The sequence below is a fragment of the Aquiflexum sp. genome (genome assembly GCF_977115555.1).
This window is the reverse complement of sequence record NZ_CDSBKL010000027.1, coordinates 1-20,858: the sequence shown is the minus strand read 5'-3', so window position 1 is coordinate 20,858 and position 20,858 is coordinate 1. Positions and strand designations below refer to the sequence as shown.

15 protein-coding genes are annotated in these 20,858 nt (G+C 40.6%); 12 read left to right on the top strand and 3 right to left on the bottom strand.

All coding sequences use genetic code 11. From position 1 onward, the window contains the following. Positions 1-2,308: ATP-binding protein (locus ACZFYI_RS03200; RefSeq protein WP_462522680.1), on the top strand; the 2,308-nt coding region annotated here is incomplete at its 5' end. A 132-nt stretch (positions 2,309-2,440) separates the two neighbouring features. Continuing rightward, positions 2,441-5,917, top strand: coding sequence for a hypothetical protein (locus tag ACZFYI_RS03195; protein WP_462522683.1), 3,477 nt, complete (start codon positions 2,441-2,443; stop codon positions 5,915-5,917). 9 nt (positions 5,918-5,926) lie between these two features. Here ACZFYI_RS03195 and ACZFYI_RS03190 read toward each other — a convergent pair whose 3' ends face one another. Then, positions 5,927-6,598, bottom strand: coding sequence for a 3-keto-disaccharide hydrolase (locus ACZFYI_RS03190; RefSeq protein WP_462522682.1), 672 nt, complete (start codon positions 6,596-6,598; stop codon positions 5,927-5,929). A gap of 272 nt (positions 6,599-6,870) precedes the next feature. Here ACZFYI_RS03190 and ACZFYI_RS03185 point away from each other — a divergent pair, with 272 nt between their 5' ends. The 9 genes from ACZFYI_RS03185 to ACZFYI_RS03145 all read left to right on the top strand — a co-directional run bounded on the left by ACZFYI_RS03185 (position 6,871) and on the right by ACZFYI_RS03145 (position 16,160). After that, a complete protein-coding gene (locus tag ACZFYI_RS03185) occupies positions 6,871-7,506 on the top strand; it encodes a hypothetical protein (RefSeq protein ID WP_462522681.1) in 636 nt (211 codons plus the stop codon). Between the two features lie 62 nt (positions 7,507-7,568). Next, positions 7,569-10,007: a heavy metal translocating P-type ATPase gene (locus ACZFYI_RS03180; protein ID WP_462522679.1), complete on the top strand. Its 2,439-nt coding sequence runs from the start codon at positions 7,569-7,571 to the stop codon at positions 10,005-10,007. Between the two features lie 2 nt (positions 10,008-10,009). Further along, positions 10,010-10,198, top strand: coding sequence for a cbb3-type cytochrome oxidase assembly protein CcoS (ccoS, locus tag ACZFYI_RS03175; RefSeq protein ID WP_462522678.1), 189 nt, complete (start codon positions 10,010-10,012; stop codon positions 10,196-10,198). Positions 10,199-10,200: 2 nt separating this feature from the next. After that, the gene (ccoN, locus tag ACZFYI_RS03170) at positions 10,201-12,333 is read left to right on the top strand and encodes a cytochrome-c oxidase, cbb3-type subunit I (RefSeq protein ID WP_462522677.1); all 2,133 of its coding nucleotides are present in this window, start codon (positions 10,201-10,203) and stop codon (positions 12,331-12,333) included. A gap of 12 nt (positions 12,334-12,345) precedes the next feature. Beyond that, a complete protein-coding gene (locus tag ACZFYI_RS03165; RefSeq protein ID WP_462522676.1) occupies positions 12,346-12,537 on the top strand; it encodes a cbb3-type cytochrome c oxidase subunit 3 in 192 nt (63 codons plus the stop codon). Further along, positions 12,524-13,468 carry a c-type cytochrome gene (locus tag ACZFYI_RS03160; protein ID WP_462522675.1) on the top strand — a complete coding sequence of 315 codons (945 nt, stop codon included), beginning with the start codon at positions 12,524-12,526 and terminating at the stop codon, positions 13,466-13,468. The genes ACZFYI_RS03165 and ACZFYI_RS03160 overlap by 14 nt, the downstream gene beginning before the upstream one ends. A gap of 86 nt (positions 13,469-13,554) precedes the next feature. Beyond that, positions 13,555-14,976 carry a cytochrome c oxidase accessory protein CcoG gene (gene ccoG, locus ACZFYI_RS03155; RefSeq protein WP_462522674.1) on the top strand — a complete coding sequence of 474 codons (1,422 nt, stop codon included), beginning with the start codon at positions 13,555-13,557 and terminating at the stop codon, positions 14,974-14,976. 53 nt (positions 14,977-15,029) lie between these two features. Further along, complete coding sequence (locus tag ACZFYI_RS03150) at positions 15,030-15,455, top strand: FixH family protein (protein WP_462522673.1); 426 nt, start codon at positions 15,030-15,032, stop codon at positions 15,453-15,455. Further along, a complete protein-coding gene (locus ACZFYI_RS03145; RefSeq protein WP_462522672.1) occupies positions 15,456-16,160 on the top strand; it encodes a sulfite exporter TauE/SafE family protein in 705 nt (234 codons plus the stop codon). A gap of 161 nt (positions 16,161-16,321) precedes the next feature. On the opposite strand, the gene ACZFYI_RS03140 is transcribed toward ACZFYI_RS03145, so the two are convergent. Then, on the bottom strand, positions 16,322-17,818 hold the full coding sequence (locus ACZFYI_RS03140; RefSeq protein WP_462522671.1) for a Do family serine endopeptidase: 1,497 nt from the start codon (positions 17,816-17,818) through the stop codon (positions 16,322-16,324). A 179-nt stretch (positions 17,819-17,997) separates the two neighbouring features. Next, complete coding sequence (locus tag ACZFYI_RS03135; protein WP_462522670.1) at positions 17,998-18,426, bottom strand: Hsp20/alpha crystallin family protein; 429 nt, start codon at positions 18,424-18,426, stop codon at positions 17,998-18,000. 247 nt (positions 18,427-18,673) lie between these two features. Here ACZFYI_RS03135 and ACZFYI_RS03130 point away from each other — a divergent pair. Further along, a partial coding sequence (locus ACZFYI_RS03130) for a mechanosensitive ion channel family protein (RefSeq protein WP_462522669.1) occupies positions 18,674-20,858 on the top strand: 2,185 nt, incomplete at its 3' end.

Sequence of the window (20,858 nt, the reverse complement as noted above, 5' to 3'; positions counted from 1 at the left end):
AGGGTTAGCTTCCCACCAATTATATCTAGACCGTAATTTTAAATCCAAGGCAAGTTTTGGGACTGAAATGCTAGTCGAAAACGATATTCTTGCCGAGTTTTTTCTTTCGGATATCATGGAAAGGATTAGCCAAGATTTATTTATCAAAAACTCAATGACGGACCCTTTGATGAGGAAGGAGCCCATTGAACAGAAGATAAGGAAAATCCATATGAACAATTACTTTGACCAATATGTGCTCAAAGTAAAAGTCTTTAATTATTTAGGGGAAAATATTTTGGAAAGGTATAATTCCAATACTCTAAACGAAATTGAAATGCAATTTGTCAAAAGTGATTACGCTACCTCTGTGAAGGATCTGTATTTTATCCATAAGGGCACAGAAGGTGACGGAAACCAATATTTTGCATTCATTCCGATCTTTAAAGATAATTTTTATATCGGTACGGTATTCCTGGAATTAAGGCAATTGCGGATTGTCCCCGGTTCTGTATTTCCCAAGCTGCTGATTGATGAGAAATATATGGCTGGCATAAACGATAAAAAATTTGACTATGCAGTATATGAGGAAGGGGAATTAAAATATGGTGTAGGTTTGTTCAACTATCGGGCTGCGGGTATAGAAGAGCTATTGAACCAATCTATTCTATATACTTCAGGGATTTACAAAGGGAGGTTCCACCATGTTGGAGTCAAGGAGCTGGACAAGGTGATTGTGGTGTCATCCCCGGTTTATCCTGTTTATTATATACTCGCTGATATTTCACTTTTCTTTTTGGGTTTCATCCTGTTCACGCTTATTGCCTTGGTGTTTGGTACTTTTTCAAAAAGGATTGGATCATACAGATTCAACTATGCTACAAAACTCCAGCTTTACCTAAATTTTGCATTTTTCTTTCCTATCCTAATAATAAGTCTGATCATTGTCGGATTGTTTACAAGTTCATATCAGGAGGAGCTTAACAGACAATACCTTCAAAAAACATCCTTGGTAACCGATAATCTTTCCCCGATTATAGAAAAGAAAAACAGTGGAATTTTGGAGAAGGATGAGCTTTTGGAGACCATTAACAACCTCTCGGGAAATGCAAATACTGACATCAACCTTTTCAGCAGCGATGGGGTTTTGGTCAGTACGTCCCAGCCAAATATATTTGACAAAAAAGTATTGACCAATTATATCAATCCCAATGCCATCGTGGAATTGGTGGAAGGACAGAATAACCTTGTCCTATTGGAAGAAAAAATAGGTAATCTGACTTTCAAGTCTGTATATTCTGCGATCAGGTCTAAGGACGGGCAAGAAGTACAGGCGATTGTAGCGGTTCCTTTTTTTGAATCGGAGACCGAATTGGACTTGTTGATAGCAGATGTATTGAGCAATATCATCAACATATTCGTTTTGGTTTTCATCGTGTTTTTATTCATTTCCTATTTCGTTTCCAAAAACCTGACTTTTCCATTTAAACTCCTGACCCAAAAACTCAAAGTGACTGGCTTGGAAAACAATGAACCTATGTATTGGCCCACCAATGACGAGATTGGACTCTTAGTGAATGAATACAACAACATGTTGTTCAAACTGGAAGCAAGTAAGAAAGACCTTGCCTATTCGGAAAAGGAATCTGCCTGGAGAGAAATGGCCAAACAAGTGGCCCATGAAATCAAAAATCCGCTGACTCCCATGAAGCTTACCTTGCAGCATTTGCTTAGGTTGCAATCAGAGGGAAAATTAGATGATCCGGGAAAGCTTAAGCAGCCATTGGAGACTTTGATTCATCAGGTGGATACCCTGAGCGATATCGCCACTTCTTTTTCCAGTTTTGCCAAAATGCCGAAGCCAAAGAAAGAATTGATGGATTTCAAAAATGTGGTTTTGGGTACATTGGAATTGTTTAAAAACAGGGAAAATGAAAAAATAATATATGGTGACCTCACGGATGAAGACACCTTACCGGTGATGGGGGACAAACAGCTTTTTGGAAGGATCATCGCCAATTTGATCATCAATGGTTTTCAGGCCACCGAACCACATAAAAAGTCAATCATACTGGTTTTTCTTAGAGTCGTAGATCTTCAGGTATTGTTGGAAATAAAAGACAACGGTAAAGGAATCCCGAAAGAATTGAGGGACAAGATTTTTGCACCAAACTTCAGCACCAAGTCCGAAGGATCGGGATTGGGGCTTGCCATTGCCAAAAGAGGGGTCGAAACCGAAGGTGGCAAAATATGGTTTGAGACCGAAGAGGGTAAGGGAACTTCCTTCTTTTTGTCCTTCAATCTGGTTAAGGAAACTCCTGTAGTATAAGCCATTTCTATATTTCCATTCCTATTTTTAGTCAATTTTTTTTCGTTTGAATCTGGGAAAATGCTTTTAATCTGAGAGTTATCCATCTTTTTGATGAAAATATTACCTTAGCAAGGATATATGCATAACAGTATGATTCGGGTAAGGTATTTTGTCTTGGTTCTAATTTTGAACTTGGGATTTTGTACTGGTATTTTTGCCCAAAATTCTGTCTGCAAATGGATACCAGCTGGTCAAGCTTCCAACCAATTTTTACTCGATTCTTTGAGTGTCATTGAGGAAAGTATCAGTGTGAAAGACAAATCGGAAAAAGATTATCCATTCACTTATGACCTTAATTCTGGGAATATCAAAATCCAATTGAATCCCGAAGACAAAGCGGATTCCCTTCTTGTTTGTTATAGAACTTTTCCCTTTGCATTGAACCAGACTTCCTCCAAAAGGACCCTTTTGGCAGATTACGATTCGACTGCCATGTTTAAGAATAACAGGTATCAGGCAGCCCCCACTTTTGATTTTCGTGAAGAACTCTTCCCAAGTACAAACCTCAACAAATCAGGAAACCTAACCCGCGGAATTTCTTTTGGCAATACGCAAAACCTTTTTGTCAATTCCTCTCTGAATCTTCAGATGAGTGGACAGCTGACAGAAAACCTGAATATCCGGGCAAGTATCACCGATCAAAATGTGCCTTTTCAGCCTGAAGGTAATACCCAACAGGTACAGGATTTTGATAATATTCTAGTCGAGCTTTATAATGATAAATTCAGTCTTTCGGCAGGTGATGTAGTGCTACAGCAGAGAAAATCTGAGTTCCTCAGGTATTATAAAAATGTGCAGGGAGCCCAATTCACGACCAATTATAGGCTAGGGGATAAGTGGCAGGCATCTACCCAAGCAGCGGCATCTGTTGCCAAAGGAAAGTTTGCTTCTATTTTATTGGAAGTGACGGAAGGGACCCTTGGGCCTTATAGGATTCCGGGTCCTCAGAATGAAAGATTTGTCATCATCATGGCCAATTCTGAAAGGGTATTTTTAGACGGCGTACAGCTTCAGAGAGGGTTCAATTATGATTATGTCATCGATTACAATCAGGGTGAAATTACCTTTACCCCAAAGGTCTTGATTACCCAATACACCCGAATCAGAATAGACTTCGAATACGCTGAGAGGAATTATTCCAGATCGATCCTTACCGCAAATCATATTCAGGAATCTGATCGGGTATCCTTTTACATGAATTTGTACAGAGAACAGGACAACAGAAACAGACCACTTTTTTTTGAGCTATCAGATGAAGATAAGGTCCTCCTTGCCTCCGTCGGGAATGATACCGAGGCCGCCTCCATACCAAGGGTGGACAGTGTGGCCTTTGATCCCAATAGGATTCTCTATAGAAAAGTAGCTGATATAGATGACCAAGGAAGACCTTTTGAGTACTTCGAATATTCCAATGATCCGAATGAGGCTTTTTTTGCAGTTTCTTTCAGTGAAGTGGGCCAAGGAAACGGAGATTATATCAGGCAAAGCCAATTGTCCAACGGTCCTGTTTTTGCTTTTGTACCAAAGGTTGGAGGGCAATCACAGGGGAATTATTCCATATTTTCTCCACTTCCTGCACCCAATAAAAAACAAATGTTTACAACGGGTACGAGGGTGAAGTTGAATCAATACGAGCAGGTATACACAGAAGTCGCTTTTTCAAATTCTGACCAAAATCTCTTTTCCCCGATTGACAATGAGACCAACAAGGGTTTTGGTATCAAATCCGGGATTGCTTCGGAAAATCGGATTTTGGATTTGTTCAATGGATATAAATTCCGAGCCTTGGCCGAGTATGAATACAACTCCGCGTATTTCAGTTTTATTGATCGCCTGAGATATATTGAATTTGACCGGGATTGGAGTTTGAATCCTGAGGATGCATTGGAAGCAGGCCATGAAAGGATCTTCAATACACAGATCGAACTCAACAAGGACATCCACAATTCCTTCAGCTACAGGTTCAACCTTAGAAATAGGGGACAGGTTTTGGATGGAACCCAACATCTTGCAAAATGGGATCAGCAATTAGGAAATCGGATTTTTGTCAAAAACAGTTTCTTTTTGTTGAATTCCAATGTCAGGGACCTTAATTCGGATTGGTTAAGGTATACAGGAGATTTACAGTACAGGTCTAAAGTCTTGGTTCCGGGATATAGGATCATGGTCGACAGGAATGCAGTGAGCAATATAGAAAAGGACTCTGTGGTGAGTACTGCCATGAATTTTTTGGAACACCTGGTTTACCTGAAATCAAATGACACCTTGCCCTACTCTTTCTTTCTGAATGCCTCAATCAGAGAAGATAAATTTCCGGTCAATGGCGTGATTACCCCTGATACGGAAGCATTTCAGACCATGTTTGGGTTGAAAAGGAGATTTGGAGCGCATGACCTGACGGCCACATTTACTTACAGAGAATTGGAATTCCTCAGGCTGAATCAAGAAAAGGAAACTACCGTTCTCGGCAAAGTGGATTATCTCGGCACCTTGGCAAAAGGAAATGTAAGGAATGAACTTAGCTATGCTCTTGGCAATGGGCGTGAGTTTAGACGGGAATTTATCTTTCTGCCCGTGCCTACCGGTGAGGGAACCCATGCTTGGAGGGATGACAACAATGATGGGGTCCAACAGTTGAATGAATTCTACATTGCTATAAATCCCGAAGAAAAGAACTTTATCAAAGTCTTTGTCCCGACCACTGAGTTTGTACAGGCCTATACTACGATTTTCAACTATCGACTCAATGCAAAGTTTCCGGATACTTGGAGATCGGCAGGAGGAGCAATGCAATTCCTGCATAAATTTTCAAATACCACAAGTCTGAGCATTGAAAAGAAGATTACTTCCAATGAATTTTGGGATCGGGTCAATCCATTTGTAGGTGGATTTGCTCCGGAGGATTTGATTTCGGTGAGACAGGTAATCCGATCCTCTTTTTTCTTCAACCGCTCTTCGGCGAAGTATGGTTTTGATCTTTCTCTGTTTGACAGTCAAAATAAACAATTGCTTTCGGGTGGATTTGATGACCTGATCCAAAAAGATTGGAGACTCAATACGCGCTATAATTTCAGTCCTGTGCTGAACCTTAGAATTTTGGCACAGACGGGTAAAAGGATAGCCAATTCGGATTTTTTGAGTAACAGAAATTATTTCATTGACCAATATGGAATTGGTCCTGAAATCGCCTGGCAGCCAAGCAGTCTGTTCAGGTCCACTTTGATGTACCAATATATGGACAAGCAAAATCTTGCCAACCAAGAGATTAACGAGCGGTCGATGATCCATCAGATGGGTATAGACTTCAGGTTTGCCAAGGCAATCAAGACGACCATCAATGCCAATTTCAAGTATACATTCATTGAATACAACGGTCAGCCCAATTCACCCGCAGGGTACGAAATGCTTCAAGCCTTGACTCCGGGCAATAACCTGACCTGGACTTTCAATTGGCTGCAGAAAATAGGTGAGGGTCTTCAGATGAATATGGTCTACGAAGGAAGGAATTCTCAAGGCCTAGACAGATTGGTCCATATTGGCAGGATGCAGGTGACTGCTTTGTTTTAATGTTTAGGATCACTTTTTTAATGGAAACAAGTCCACTTTTCTAAACTCCACTTCAGCCCCTTCTGCTTGAAGTGCGATTTTCCCTTTGGAGGCAGTCGCTCCGTAGCCTTGGTTGACGAGGTCCCCATTGAGCCAAACGGTAATGGTATCACCCTTACATTCTATTGTCATTTTGTTCCACTCGCCCAATGGTTTTTCGGAATTATCGGTCAGGTTGAGAATCCGTCTTCCTTTCCCTTCCGTAATGCCCCAGTTTTCCTTTGGGCCACGACGGGCTTCCATATCAGGAACTTGGATATCTTCCACAATACACCAAAAATCCCCTGCATTCTCATGCATCATCTGGACTTCTATGGATTTGGGAAACATCTTGTAGAGATTTCTTGAACCAGAGGCATGAACCAAAACCCCACAATTTCCCGGTTCGCCGGCAAACCTGTATTCGACCTCCAGCCTGTAATTTTCATATTCCTTTTCTGTCAGCAAATGGCCATTGGGAGTTCCCAAGCTTACAAGCAGACCGTTTCTGACAATAAAGGGAATTCTCAAGCTGCTGTCCTTTTCCAGATCAGGGACATCCATATACCAGCCATCCAGGGATTTTCCATCAAATAATGGGAAAGACTGCGAAAAGAGACTGAAGGAAATAAAAAGTAAAGGGATTATCATCAAATGTTTCATGGCATAAAATCTTTTGAACATTAATTTGGGAAATCAATCTGAGAATAATCACTTTTTCTCAAAAATATGTCTGACTTGAATATTAATTGATTGTTTCCCAATGAAATAAAAAAGGAAAAAGCACCAAGTTTTATTTATTTTAAAAGACATACAATTTTAACTTGGAATCATTTTTTATTCAAAAACATGATTTTAATCATGTTTGAACCTACTTAATGTCACCCCAAAAATTTGACTCTTCCTTTAGATTTGTAGCAAAGGAGGGAAGAGATATGGTTATTAAAATTGACAATACAGTGAATTTTGCAATTCCGGAGGAAATAATAAAGTCTCACTATTGCGAAAAGCTGCCATCGGGATTCCCGGTAAACCTAACAAGAGGGGGCAGTGGAATGATGTGCAACCCTCATCAGGGACCAACCCTTTTTACGGCTCACTTGCCGGAGGTGCTTGATTGGTTGCATGGCTTGGAAAAACCCAAAGCCTTGGAAAATGAACCCTGTGGAATCCCTGTTTTACTTTTTGATAAAGAAATGTCCACTGAAAACCTGCTTTTTCATTATGACGGTACTCCCGCTTCGGCTAGACTGATCAGAAATTTCATAGAACTTTTTCAGGATAACATCAAAAACAGCAAAGCTACCATCATTTCTCCCAGTTTTATTCCCAAGTCAAAAATGAGAGAAGAACAAGAAATAGTGCAATTGGTGAGTAATTCCACAGCCGAGACTTCATTTATCAAATTTAACTTCAACCGCATTGGGGATTTTTGGTCTTATGCGGTCAAGCATCATTGCACGCTTTTGGTAACAACAAAAAATTACCAGTCAGACTTAGCCAAAGTTCTTTTTCATTTCTACAAGGGCGGCATGTGGTACGACCGCTTATCTTTTTATCTAGCATTTTAAATCATTGTTTTATATGATTTTTGTCATGTTTTTAAGGGGTCTATCTAGCTAAATTGTACCAAATGTCAAATCAGGTCAACACATCTATCAATCAGATAACTTCTACGTGCTATCACTGCGGGGAGGAATGCAAGGATGAAATTCTCCACATTGGAGAAAAGGATTTTTGCTGCACCGGCTGTAAACTGGTATATGAAGTGTTGAGTGAAAATGACCTTTGTACTTATTATGATATTGCTGATAAGCCTGGATTGAGTCAAAAATCAGTTTCCGGTAGAGATAACAGATTTGATTATTTGGATGACGCAGACATTGTCAGAAAGCTGATAGACTTCCAAAACATTGAAGAAACGCATATTACTTTTTCGATTCCATTGATCCATTGCGCTTCCTGCATCTGGCTTTTGGAAAACCTCCATAAACTCCATCCCGGGATCATTTCCGGAAGGGTTGAATTCATCAAAAAGAAAGTTCAGGTCAAATACATTCATGACAAGATAAGTCTCAAAGAATTGGTAAGGCTGCTTTCCAAAATTGGATATGAGCCCGCTATCAATCTGGCAGATGCAGATAAAAAGAAGGTTGAAGTCACTGATAAAAAACTGATATACAAGCTTGCAGTAGCCGGGTTTTGCTTTGGAAATATGATGCTGTTCAGCCTACCGGAATATTTTGCGGAAGCAGAATTGTTGGGAGAAGGGTTCAAAAAAACTTTCAATTACCTGAACGTCATGCTTTCACTTCCTGTATTTTTTTATGCTGCGACGGATTATTACCGCTCCGCTTGGCTTTCCATCCGAAATAAAGCGGTTAACATGGATGTGCCGATCGCCATCGGGATTATCACCCTTTTCACATATAGTCTTTTCGATATCTTCATTTTGGAAAATGAGGGCTACATGGATACCATGGGAGGCTTGATATTTTTCCTTTTGATCGGCAAATATTACCAACAGAAAACCTACGATACGCTTTCTTTTGACAGGGATTACAAATCTTATTTTCCGGTAGCCGTCACCAAAATTGTAAGGGATGAGGAGGAAGTGATTCCTTTGATCAAGCTGAACGTCGGGGACATCATCAAAGTCAGAAATGAAGAACTGATACCGGCAGACAGCATACTTTTAGAAGGAGAAGCATTCATTGATTACAGTTTTGTTACCGGAGAGGAAGTTCCTGTTGCCAAAAGAAAAGGTGAGCTTATCTACGCCGGGGGAAGACAAAAAGGGAAGGCTTTGACCTTAACTGTGCAAAAATCACCCTCTCAGGGATACCTGACGGATTTGTGGAATAATGATTCTTTCGAAAAAGAAAAGGTCAATAGTCTCGAATCCCTTGCTAACAAAGTTTCAGGAAAGTTTACTTTCACCGTCTTGGCAATAGCCCTTGGCGCGTTGGTTTATTGGGGAGTTTCGGGTCAGCTTTCAATGGGGGTTTTGGCCTTTACCTCGGTATTGATCATTACCTGCCCCTGTGCATTGGCCATGTCTACGCCTTTCACTTTGGGCAATACGCTGCGGGTGTTTGGCCAAGGCAAATTCTTTCTTAAAAATTCACATGTCATCGAGAAGCTTGCCAAAGTCGACACAGTTGTTTTTGACAAAACCGGGACCTTGACCTCGACTTCAGAAGCCTCAGTAAAATATTTTGGAGAACCACTTTCGGATGAATCCAAATCCATCATCAAGTCCTTGGTAAGTCAATCTACACATGCGCTCAGCAATAGGGTTAATTCCTGGCTTGATGGCGTCAAAGGAATCAAACTGGAAGAAGTGGAAGAGATTGCCGGAAAAGGACTTAGGACTATTTACAAATCCCAGGAAATAAAATTGGGTTCTGCGGACTTTGTGGGAGCAGGAACAAAAGGACTGCCCGAAGGGGGGAACTTGGTGTTTTTTGCAGTCGAAGGGACATTGTTGGGGTATTTTTTCATTCAGAGCGGCTTGCGCAAAGGGATTGAAAATGTGATCTCAGATATCAAAGAGAAGTTTCCGGTTCATTTTCTTTCCGGTGACCAAGACCATGAGCGGGTGAATCTGACAAAGGTTTTTGGAAATCAGATATTGATGAATTTCAACCAAGGACCAAGCGACAAGCTTGGCTATATCAAAAACCTAAACCAAAATGGTGCCCACACCCTCATGATAGGGGATGGCCTTAATGATGCAGGTGCTTTGCGGGAAAGTCAGGTCGGAATAGCATTGACGGACAAAATAACCAATTTCTCTCCTGCTTCAGATGCCATCATGGACGCGGCGGTCATCCAAAAACTTCCCGCCTTTTTGGATTTTACCAAAACAAGCAGAAAAATCATCAAGGCCAGTTTTGGATTGAGCTTTACCTATAATATTGTCGGGGTATACTTTGCAGTACAAGGACTGGTGAGTCCGGTATTCTGCGCCATCCTTATGCCTATCAGCAGTATTTCGGTAGTGGTTTTTACCACGCTGACCACCAATTATCTCGCCTACCGAAGAGGCCTTAAAGACAAAATCTGGTAACCATGGAAGTCATATTTGTATTGATCGCAATCAGTCTCATCCTCGCCGGATCTTTTCTTTTCCTGTTTTTCAGGGCCATGAAAGGAGGTCAGTTTGATGATAACCATACACCTGCCATCCGGATCCTGTTTGAAAATGAACCAAAAATAAAAGATAAAAAAGAACCATCACCATCAACAAAATCTAAATAAGTATGCCAGGAACAACACTTGAACAGTTCAGTTACGACAACAAGATCGTAAAGTACTTCGGCGTCGCCACCATAGCCTGGGGGCTTGTCGGAATGCTGGTCGGGGTTATAGCAGCCACCCAGCTGTTTTTGCCCGAGGCCAATTTGGGAAATCCCTATACCACATTTGGAAGAATCAGACCATTGCATACCAATGCGGTGATTTTTGCTTTTGTTGGAAATGCGATTTTCGCGGGGATTTATTATTCCATGCCTAGACTATTGAAAACACCGATGTGGAGCAAGGCCCTCAGCTGGTTCCATTTTTGGGGTTGGCAATTGATCATTCTGTTGGCGGCCATTACCCTTCCTTTAGGTTTGACTACCTCTAAGGAATATGCCGAATTAGAATGGCCGATTGATATTTTGATAGCCATAGTATGGGTTGCTTTTGGTGCCAATATGATCGGTGCCCTGGTCAAAAGAAGAGAAAAGCACATGTATGTCGCCATTTGGTTCTACTTGGCCTCTTTCGTTACAGTAGCTGTTCTCCATATTTTCAATTCCCTGGCATTGCCTGTATCCTTTTTCAAAAGCTACTCTGCCTACGCAGGTGTTCAGGATGCATTGGTACAGTGGTGGTACGGACACAATGCCGTTGCATTCTTCCTGACCACACCTTTCTTGGGATTGATGTATTATTATCTGCCAAAAGCTGCCAATAGACCGGTCTATTCTTACAAGTTATCCATTGTTCACTTTTGGTCATTGATTTTCTTGTACATCTGGGCAGGTCCACACCATTTGCTTTACACGGCATTGCCTGAATGGGCACAGGTATTGGGAACTATTTTCTCAGTCATGTTGATTGCTCCTTCTTGGGGAGGTATGGTCAATGGTCTTTTGACCCTGAGAGGCGCTTGGGACAAAGTTAGGGTTGACCCTGTTTTGAAATTTATGGTAGTCGCAGTGACTGCTTACGGTATGTCCACATTTGAAGGACCTTTGCTTTCCTTGAAAAATGTAAACGCAATAGCCCACTATACTGACTGGATCGTAGCACACGTACATATTGGAGGTTTGGGATGGAATGGCTTCTTTACTTTTGCCATGTTGTATTGGTTATGGCCAAAAATGTGGAAGACAAACCTGTATTCTACAAAATTGGCTACAACCCACTTTTGGATGGGTACTATAGGAATTATTTTCTATGCACTTCCTATGTATGTGGCCGCTTTGACACAGTCATTGATGTGGAAAGAATTTACTGAAGCCGGTAGATTGGCTTATCCAAACTTCTTGGAGACTGTCATTCAAATCAAACCGATGTATATTTTGAGGGCTTTTGGAGGACTGTTGTATTTGGCAGGTGCATTCTTGTTGGTTTACAATATGGTAAAAACAGCCCAACAAGGTAAATTTATGGCTGAGGAATCTGACGAAGCACCTGCTTTGAAACCGCATGTACCTGTTGAGGGAGAATTCTGGCACAGAGCATGGGAAAGAAAACCTGTATTTTTTACAGTTTTGGCTACCATAGCCATCTTGATAGGTGGAGCAATAGAGATCATTCCAACCATCTTGGTCAAATCCAATGTACCGACGATTTCAAGTGTGACACCTTATACTCCTCTCGAGCTACAGGGAAGGGACCTTTATATTTCTCATGGATGCGTGGGTTGCCACTCTCAGATGATCAGACCTTTCCGTTCGGAGACTGAACGCTACGGCGAATATTCCAAGGCAGGTGAATTTGTTTATGACAGGCCATTCCTTTGGGGTTCCAAGCGTACCGGTCCGGATTTGCATAGAGAGGGAGGAAAATATCCTGACAGCTGGCATTATCACCACATGGTAGATCCAACATCTATGTCTCCCGGTTCATTGATGCCTCCATACCCATGGCTGTCCACCAATATCATGGACCATTCTGATCTTCCTGCAAAAATCAGAACCCTGCAAAAACTAGGTGTACCTTATCCTGAAGGATATGATGCGCAAGCCAATGCAGACCTGACTTTGCAGGCTAACAAGATCGCTGCCAACCTGAAAACAGCAGGGGTAGAAGTAATGCCTGAATCTGAAATGGTAGCATTGATCGCTTATCTGCAACGCTTGGGTACAGATATCAAAAAAACAACAGCTTCTAACCCATAAATATCAGGAACTATGAAAAAGGACATATTAAGTTCGATCGAGAACATAGAAATCTACCCCATCATCTCCTTGTTGATCTTTGTGATTTTCTTTATAGGGATGTTTATATGGGTGATCAAAGTTGATAAAAAATATATCGACCACATGAAGGAAATGCCTTTAAATGACGAACCACAAAAAATCGGAGGCTATGAAAAAGTTTAAATCCTTATTTCTAGTGATAGCAGGAATGTTTTTAGCACTTCCTTCATTTGCACAGACCAGCGAATCTACGTGGTTTGGCAACCTTCAAAGTATGGACAGCACCCAACTCACGCTCCTTGTGATTCTTGGAGTAGTGCTAGGTGTCATCGTCTTACTTCTGATATTGATGATTTATCTGATGACGTTTATGACGGCAGTATTCAGAAAAGAAAATCCCGAAATGGCAAACCAACCTTCATGGTGGGATGAGTTCAAGGTCAAATACGTCATAGGAAATATGAAACCTGTGGGAAGTAAAGAAGAGAAAGAACTCATGAAGGAACATACTTTTGACGGTATAGTGGAACTTGATAACCACATGCCGCCTTGGTTGGCCAACGTATTCTACCTCACTATAGGCTTCGCTGTTGTTTATTTCACCTACTTTACTGTTTTGGGCTTGGGCAAAACCCAACTCGAAGAATATGCAGAAGAACAGAGAATTGCAGCTATTCAGATTGAGGAATATAAGGCACTTGCTGTAAGTAGCATTGATGAAACCTCGGTGGTATTTGATGAAACTCCCACAGCCATTGCGGCAGGACAAAGTATCTTCAGTGCCAACTGTGTGGCATGCCACGCTCAAGATGGGGGTGGAGGCGTAGGTTCAAACCTCACAGATGAGTATTGGAAGCATGGAGGATCAATCAACGATATCTTCAAAGTGATCAAATATGGTGTACCGGAAAAAGGGATGATTCCTTGGCAAGACCAATTGAGTCCTGAAGAAATTCAACAAGTTGCCAGTTTTATCTTGACACTCCAAGGAACTACCCCTGCCAATCCCAAGGCAGCAGAGGGAGAGAGATATGTGCCGGCAGGAGCTGAGCCTGCCAAAGCAGATTCAGTCGCAGCGCCTGTTGCTGTAGAAGCAGTAGCTGAAGCCAAATAAATAATAGCCCCTGAGAGGAGTATCTCTCAGGGGTTAAAATTTTCCAACCTAAGGTTTGGCAAATTTAAATTTTCAATTCGAAGAATATGAGTAAGATCAATCCAAATTTAGATCCGGAGCATTTTCGGGATTCTCTTGCCTCTGTAAGTGCAGAAGGAAAGCGGAACTGGATCTATCCCAAAAAAGTATCCGGTAAATTTTACAAATGGAGAACTTATCTTTCTTGGGTGCTTTTGGCCATTTTATTTGCAGGACCATTTATTCAAGTGGGCGGAAGGCCTTACATGCTGTTTAATATATTCGAAAGGAAGTTTATCATCTTTGGTGCTGCATTTTGGCCTCAGGATACCCATTTGCTGATCTTCTTATTATTGATATTGTTTGTGTTTGTAATCCTCTTCACGGCGGTGTTTGGAAGGATTTTTTGTGGATGGGCTTGTCCCCAGACTTTGTTTTTGGAGATGGTTTTCCGCAAAATCGAATATGCCATAGAAGGCGATGCAAACCAGCAAAGGAAGTTGGATGCCATGCCTTGGAATACAGAGAAGATTTGGAAGAAGGGTTTGAAAATGACCATTTTCGTAATCATCTCTTTGATGATTTCCCATTTGGTTATGGCCTATCTCATCGGTGTGGATCAGGTAATGGAAATCGTAAGCCAGCCACCTTCAGCTCATATGGCTGGTTTTATCGGTTTGATGGCGTTTACAGGGATCTTTCTCTTTGTTTTTTCATGGTTTAGAGAGCAGGCTTGTATTGTAGTATGTCCTTACGGAAGGCTACAGGGGGTATTGTTGGATGCCAATTCGATCAATGTCACCTATGACCACGTCAGAGGTGAACCACGTGGACCTATTCGAAAAAACAAAATAGAAGAAACGCCCAAAGGGGACTGTATCGACTGTGGACTTTGCGTTCAGGTTTGTCCGACGGGGATTGATATCCGAAATGGCGTGCAGATGGAATGTGTAAACTGTACTGCCTGCATCGACGTCTGTGATGAAGTCATGGTCAAAGTGGAAAGACCAGAGGGTTTGATCAGATATGCTTCAGACAACAGTGTGATGCACCGGACGCAAAAGCTGATTACTCCAAGGGTGAAAGCTTATTCTGCCATGTTGGTGGTTTTGTTGGCAGCATTTGTTGCTTTGATTGCAACAAGGGAAGATTTGGCTGCGACTGTTACGAGATTTAGGGGGATGACTTATCAGGCACGGGATACGGGTCAAATCAGTAATCTTTACGAAGTGAGTTTTATCAACAAAACATTTGATGCCCAAAAAGTAGCTTTAGTTTCTGAAAATGAAAAATATGCCGTAGAAGTGGTCGGAGACCAAAACTGGACTTTGGATGGTCAGGCGAAATTCAACGGAAGGTTCTTTTTGGTAAAAGACCAAAAGGACATGCTTGTAAACCAGGAAGATGTTACCTTATTGCTGATGCAAAACGGCCAAGTAATTGACAAGATCAGAACGAGCTTTGTTGGGCCGGTTTTCAGTGGTCAGTGATCGGTAAACAGGAATCAGTGGTCAGTTAAACAGTTAACCAATTAATCAAAAATATGAACTGGGGAAAAGGAATAGTAATCACATTGATTGTCTTCATCAGCTTGATGGTAGGATTGGTCACGATCTGCTTTAAGCAGGATGATATCCATCTTGTCACCGAGGATTATTATGGAGAAGAAATCAAGTACCAAGATCAAATAGAAAAGATGATCAATGCAAATTCTCTTGATTACAAGGTTTTGGATTATGATGGTCAACTCAAAAAAGTGGATTTGCATCTTCCTGTTGGTTCCAAAGGAACAATACACCTTTTCAGGCCATCTGATGCGCGATTGGACCAAAAGATTGATTTTGATATTTCCGCTATGAATGCGAATGCTTTTGACCTGAAAAGTTTGAAGCCGGGTTATTGGAAGTTAAAACTGACTTGGTCGGAAAATGGAGTCGATTATTTTCACGAAGAGAAAATCAATATTTAAATGATCTGGACGGCGTTTTTGTTGGGATTTTTAGGTTCTTTTCACTGCCTAGGCATGTGTGGACCTATTGCTTTGGCGGTGGCTGCCAAAGACAACTCCCGATTTCTACGCAACAAAATCATCTACAACCTAGGCCGTACAGTTACTTATTCCTTATTGGGAGCATTGATTGGATTAGTCGGTTTTTCCCTAGCTTTGGCGGGCATTCAGCAGTGGATTTCCATCGCGATGGGTGCGCTTATTTTATTGATGGCATTTTTTTACAAAAGTTCTGAAAGAATCATCACCCAATCCGGATTGTACGGAGGAGTAAATAAGCTGAAGTCTTCTCTAGGTTACTTTCTTAAAAAAGGAGGGACACCGGCTTTTTTTGCCTCAGGATTACTCAATGGATTGCTTCCCTGCGGAATGGTCTATATCGCATTGATCGCATCTCTTGCACTCCAAAGTCCACTTGAAGGCGCAATGTACATGTTCTTTTTTGGTTTGGGGACTACGCCGATGCTGGTGATGGTCATGATTTCAGGAAAAATCCTTTCACTATCCTTCCGAAATAAATTGACCAACGCACTACCTTATTTTGCAATGTTTATCGGGATACTTTTTATTGTGAGAGGACTTGGATTGGGGATTCACTATATCAGTCCCAAATTACCTGTCTACAGCGAAGGAAATCTCACCACCGAAATCACAGTTTGCAATTAAAATCTTCATTTCTTGATTGAATTTTGTCAAAGATTTCCGTTGATCATTTTTGTCTCCGGATTTCATTCACCTTACTAATGGACAAAAGCTATATTGGTTTGAATCAAAAAAAGCCGATCTGAATTACAGATCGGCTTTGGTATTCAAATCAACATTTAACCTTACTCTACTTTAATTTCAAAATAGTATTCCTGACCATTAGGATACAGCCCAAGGATTACGATCTCCTCGCCGATATTGTCTTTTAATATATCTACCAATTGTTCGGAATTGTTGATTTTATTTCTTCCATTAGAACCGATTACTGAAGTGATGATAAAACCTGGCTTTGCGCCTGATTTTTTCCAATTTTCATCTTCCACAGCAGTGATTCCGGCACCGCCCTCTATGCCTAGTCTTTCTTTCATGGCAGGCTTTATGTCTTCAAAAGTCACGCCGTTGAAACTGACGATTTTTGGAGGAATGACTTTGACGATGTTGGTGTCTCCGGAAATGTTTTTAAGTGTTGCAGTAGCTTTTGCTTCTTTTCCTTTTCTCAGGTATTTGATTTCTACTTTATCTCCCGGTCGTTTTCTCGCAACCATTTCCTGTAGCTTGGCCACATTGTTTGTTTCTACACCATCAATACCTATAATGACGTCTCCTGCTTCTAATCCTGCTTCCTTTCCTCCACTACCTTCATTGACCTCTACTACATACACGCCTCTGGAAGTGAATAGTTTTTCAGAAAGAGTTTCTTCTAATTCAGGGGACACATCTCTGATTTGTACGCCCAATAATCCTCTCTGCACCGCTCCATATTCCAGGAGGTCATCCATTACTTTTTTGACTAAAGAACTTGGAACTGCAAAAGCATATCCGTTAAATGTTCCGGTTCTAGAGGCAATAGCAGTATTGATACCTATCAATTCTCCTGCAAGGTTGACCAAAGCACCACCTGAGTTGCCTGGATTGACTACTGCATCTGTCTGAAGGAAAGATTCAATCTGAAGGTTATTTTCCAAATTCCTCAGGATTCCGATATTTCTTGCCTTGGCACTGATGATACCGGCAGTGACAGTCGAGGTTAAGTCAAAGGGATTGCCTACTGCCAAAACCCACTCACCGACTTTCATTTTATCAGAATCGCCAAACTTCACAAAGCGCAAACCGTTTGCTTCGATTTTCAACAAAGCCAAATCAGTGGTAGGATCTGTTCCAATGACTCGGGCTGTGTATCTGGAATTATCCTCCAAAGAAATCTCGATTTTGGAAGCATTATCGATGACGTGGTTATTGGTTACGATATAGCCATCTTCCGATATGATTACGCCCGAGCCCGAGCTCATCCCTTCTCTTGGCTGCATGTCCCTATCAGGATTGCGGAAGCCAAAAAACTCTTCAAATGGATCCGATCCTCTTTGGTTTTGGGAGATGGTGACGCTGCTTTTAACGTGTACCACGGCCGGAGTGACTGCTGCTGCTGAAGCCACGAAATTGATCCCGTCAGGTACATTGAACTTCTCATCAGAGAGCCAATTGACTAGGCTTGTGTCTTGTTTGTCTGTAAAGTTATTGGCTGAATTCTGCTGGGTAAGGTAACTGGCCCCTGCTAGGGCAATCACGCCACCAATCAAGGAAGCAAGGATGATTCCTAAGAAAAACTGCGTTTTATTCATTTTTATAGTGGTTTAAGTTCTGGTTTGTACACGAAATTTACATTGTCCTGTTATCAAATACCAAGCTTATTTATGAGATCGGTAAAAGTTTTTAACAAGGATTAACAGTAAAGTCCTGTGGGTGGAGAGTTTCCACATCTGTACAACAAGAAAAAAGGAAGTGGGTTTCCCCACTTGCCTTATTTTACTTCAATTTTCGCTTTATTGATTTTTTTCTCTGCTTTTGGCAAATTGATTTTGAGAAGCCCATCTTCATAAACAGCCTCAATGCTTTCAGAATTGACGTCATCCGGCAAATAAAATGACCTGCTAAAAGAGCCATAGTGTGTTTCAAGTGAGTGGAAATTTTTCCCCTCTTTCTTTTCTTCCAGCTTTCTTTCTCCTGAGACTGTTAGTCTTCCTTCAGTTAAGTCTAGGTTGAAATCTGTTTTTTTCATACCGGGAACAGAGACATGCATTTCATATTTGCTTTCATCCTCAGCGATATCCACAGCAGGAGTGAATTTTTTGAGATTTTGGCCGATAGAATCATTGAAGAATCTGTCCAAAAGGGTGCTAAAGGTAGCCGGATAGGCCGGGTCAAGTTGGTTGTATTTTACAAGTTTCATGGTTTGATATTTTTTGGTTAAATCAAATTTATCTGCACTATCGTTTATATTAAATTTTGTACCAAGAGAAAAATCAAGCCATTTTGACATTAATTTATCCGATATCGTAGTAATTTCGGTCATAATGGCAATATTTGACCCCAAAATAAATTGTATTGCAGGGGTTTTCGGATATGATAAGATTGATAAAGGGGAGCTTTTTGTTTGAAAAACCTAATATCCTTACATTTAGATTTTAAAAATTACCATGAGCTGTAAAATCTTTGTTATATCTTCTCTTCTTTTATTCATCACCTATTTTGGAGTCGCCCAGGAAAATACTCCTATAACCTCTATTGACAGTTTAATTGAATTGAGTTCTGAGGAACAAGCCAAAGATGTTGTAGTGGAAAAAATACCTTCCTTGGAAGGGGGAATCAAAAAAGTAAAAGAGTATACCACTGCTATCAACAGGATGGGTCAGGTTCTAAAAAATGAACTGGATACCATGGATATATTGGAGTCAGTTCCTGATGCCCAAACCATCTTGGATCAAATTTCAGAGGCCCTTATTATAGAGAATTCAAAGATAAACCTAAGGTATATTACAGCTTTGGAAAATTTCTTGGCATATACCGAAAGAAAGCTCAAAAATAAGGATGGGTTGATTTTGGATAGAATCGAAGAGCTTGTCAATGTAAGAGAAAAGTTGGATAGTATTAAGAGGGATGACTTGCTTAAATATAGTTTTAGAGATACCACAGTTTTAGTCGAATACCAGGTTACAATCAAAGCCTTAAAGAAAAATATAAACGAAACTGATAGTGCGCTTAATTCCCAAAGAATAATTGCTGTTGTTCTCCAGTCTAGGATTTCTACACTTTTGAACGAAATTGATTTAAAAGTAGAAGACTTAAGGCAAGCGCGGATAAAATTTGAGGAAAACTTATTTAAAAAAGAGAACAATTATTTATGGGAGCCACAGGAATTTCCAAATACTGAAAGATTGGTTGATGTTTTTTTAAAAGCAATGCGGATCAATATCTGGATTGTAGATAATTATCTATCTCGGTATATTGCTTTAACTGTTTTTATTCTCGGTTTGGGAATTCTTCTTTTTGCTTACATACATTCAAACATCAAGAAAATCAAACGCGAAAAGGAGTTTGCTACAATTATCTTTGGACGATTGAAATACCTGAACAAACATCCTTTTCTTTCTTCATTGGTGGTGATTTTAGCGATTTCGCCTTTTCTATTTCCATATCCCCCTGTTGTGTTTTTGGCTTTGTTGATGTTAGTTTTGGTTACGATTACAACCGTACTGCTATGGACAAGACTGTCTAAAAGAGCCTTCAGACTTTGGCTTGTAGTTTATTTTCTCTTTTTTTTTAGTATCCTGAGCAATCTATATTGGCAGGTTGCCTATCAGGAAAGATGGCACTTGATAGTATTCAATTTATTAGGCATTTTTCTTGGCTGGAAAATGATTAAACTCCAAAGTAGAAAAGAAGAAAATCTGCCAGAATATCTTAAAACCATTTTGGTTATTTATATGATTTTCGAATCTGTTTCTCTTTTGGCAAATATTTTTGGAAGATTTAGCTTCTCAAAAATGGTTGGAATCGTAGGTTCAATTAGTTTGTTGCATGCTGTAAGTTTGATAATCTTTGTAATTATCCTTAAGGAAATAATTTATATTCAAATTGAAGTCAGCAAAAAGAGTGGAGATGGCTTTACCTCTACGGTTTCATTTTATGACATTCAAAAAAGAGTAAATAAGTTTTTTACTTACCTTGCTGTTTTGATATGGGGATATTTTTTTCTGGAAAGCCTTCATTTATTGGACACTTTTTTAGATGCTGTTTTTTCGTTTTTGGACAAACCAAGACAAATCCTGAATGCTGCTTTCACCTATTCTCAAATAGCAGTGTTCATTTTGATCATTTACTTATCCTCTTTTCTGGCAAATACTATTGGATATATCGCCTCTCTCAAGGATGAACACCATGGGGCCGAGAGAAGCAAAAGGTTAGGATCCACTATCCTCCTGATCAGATTGACAATATTTACTTTGGGGTTTTTTATTGCTGTGGCAGCCTCAGGGATTCCGATTGATAAGATTCCCATAATCCTGGGTGCGCTTTCTGTTGGTATCGGTTTTGGATTGCAGACAATTGTCAACAACCTCGTCTCAGGGATTATTCTCGCATTTGAAAGGCCAATACAGATTGGAGATACCATACAGGTTGGAACTGTGGAAGGGGTAGTCAAAGATATCGGAATCAGGGCAAGTAAAATAAAAAACTGGGATGGTGCAGAAGTCATCATTCCCAATGGAGATCTTTTGGCACATCACCTGACCAATTGGACCCTTTCTGATAAAACCCGTAGGGTAGAATTGACCATTGGGGTTGCGTATGATTCAGACATGGATTTGGTGACAGCACTTA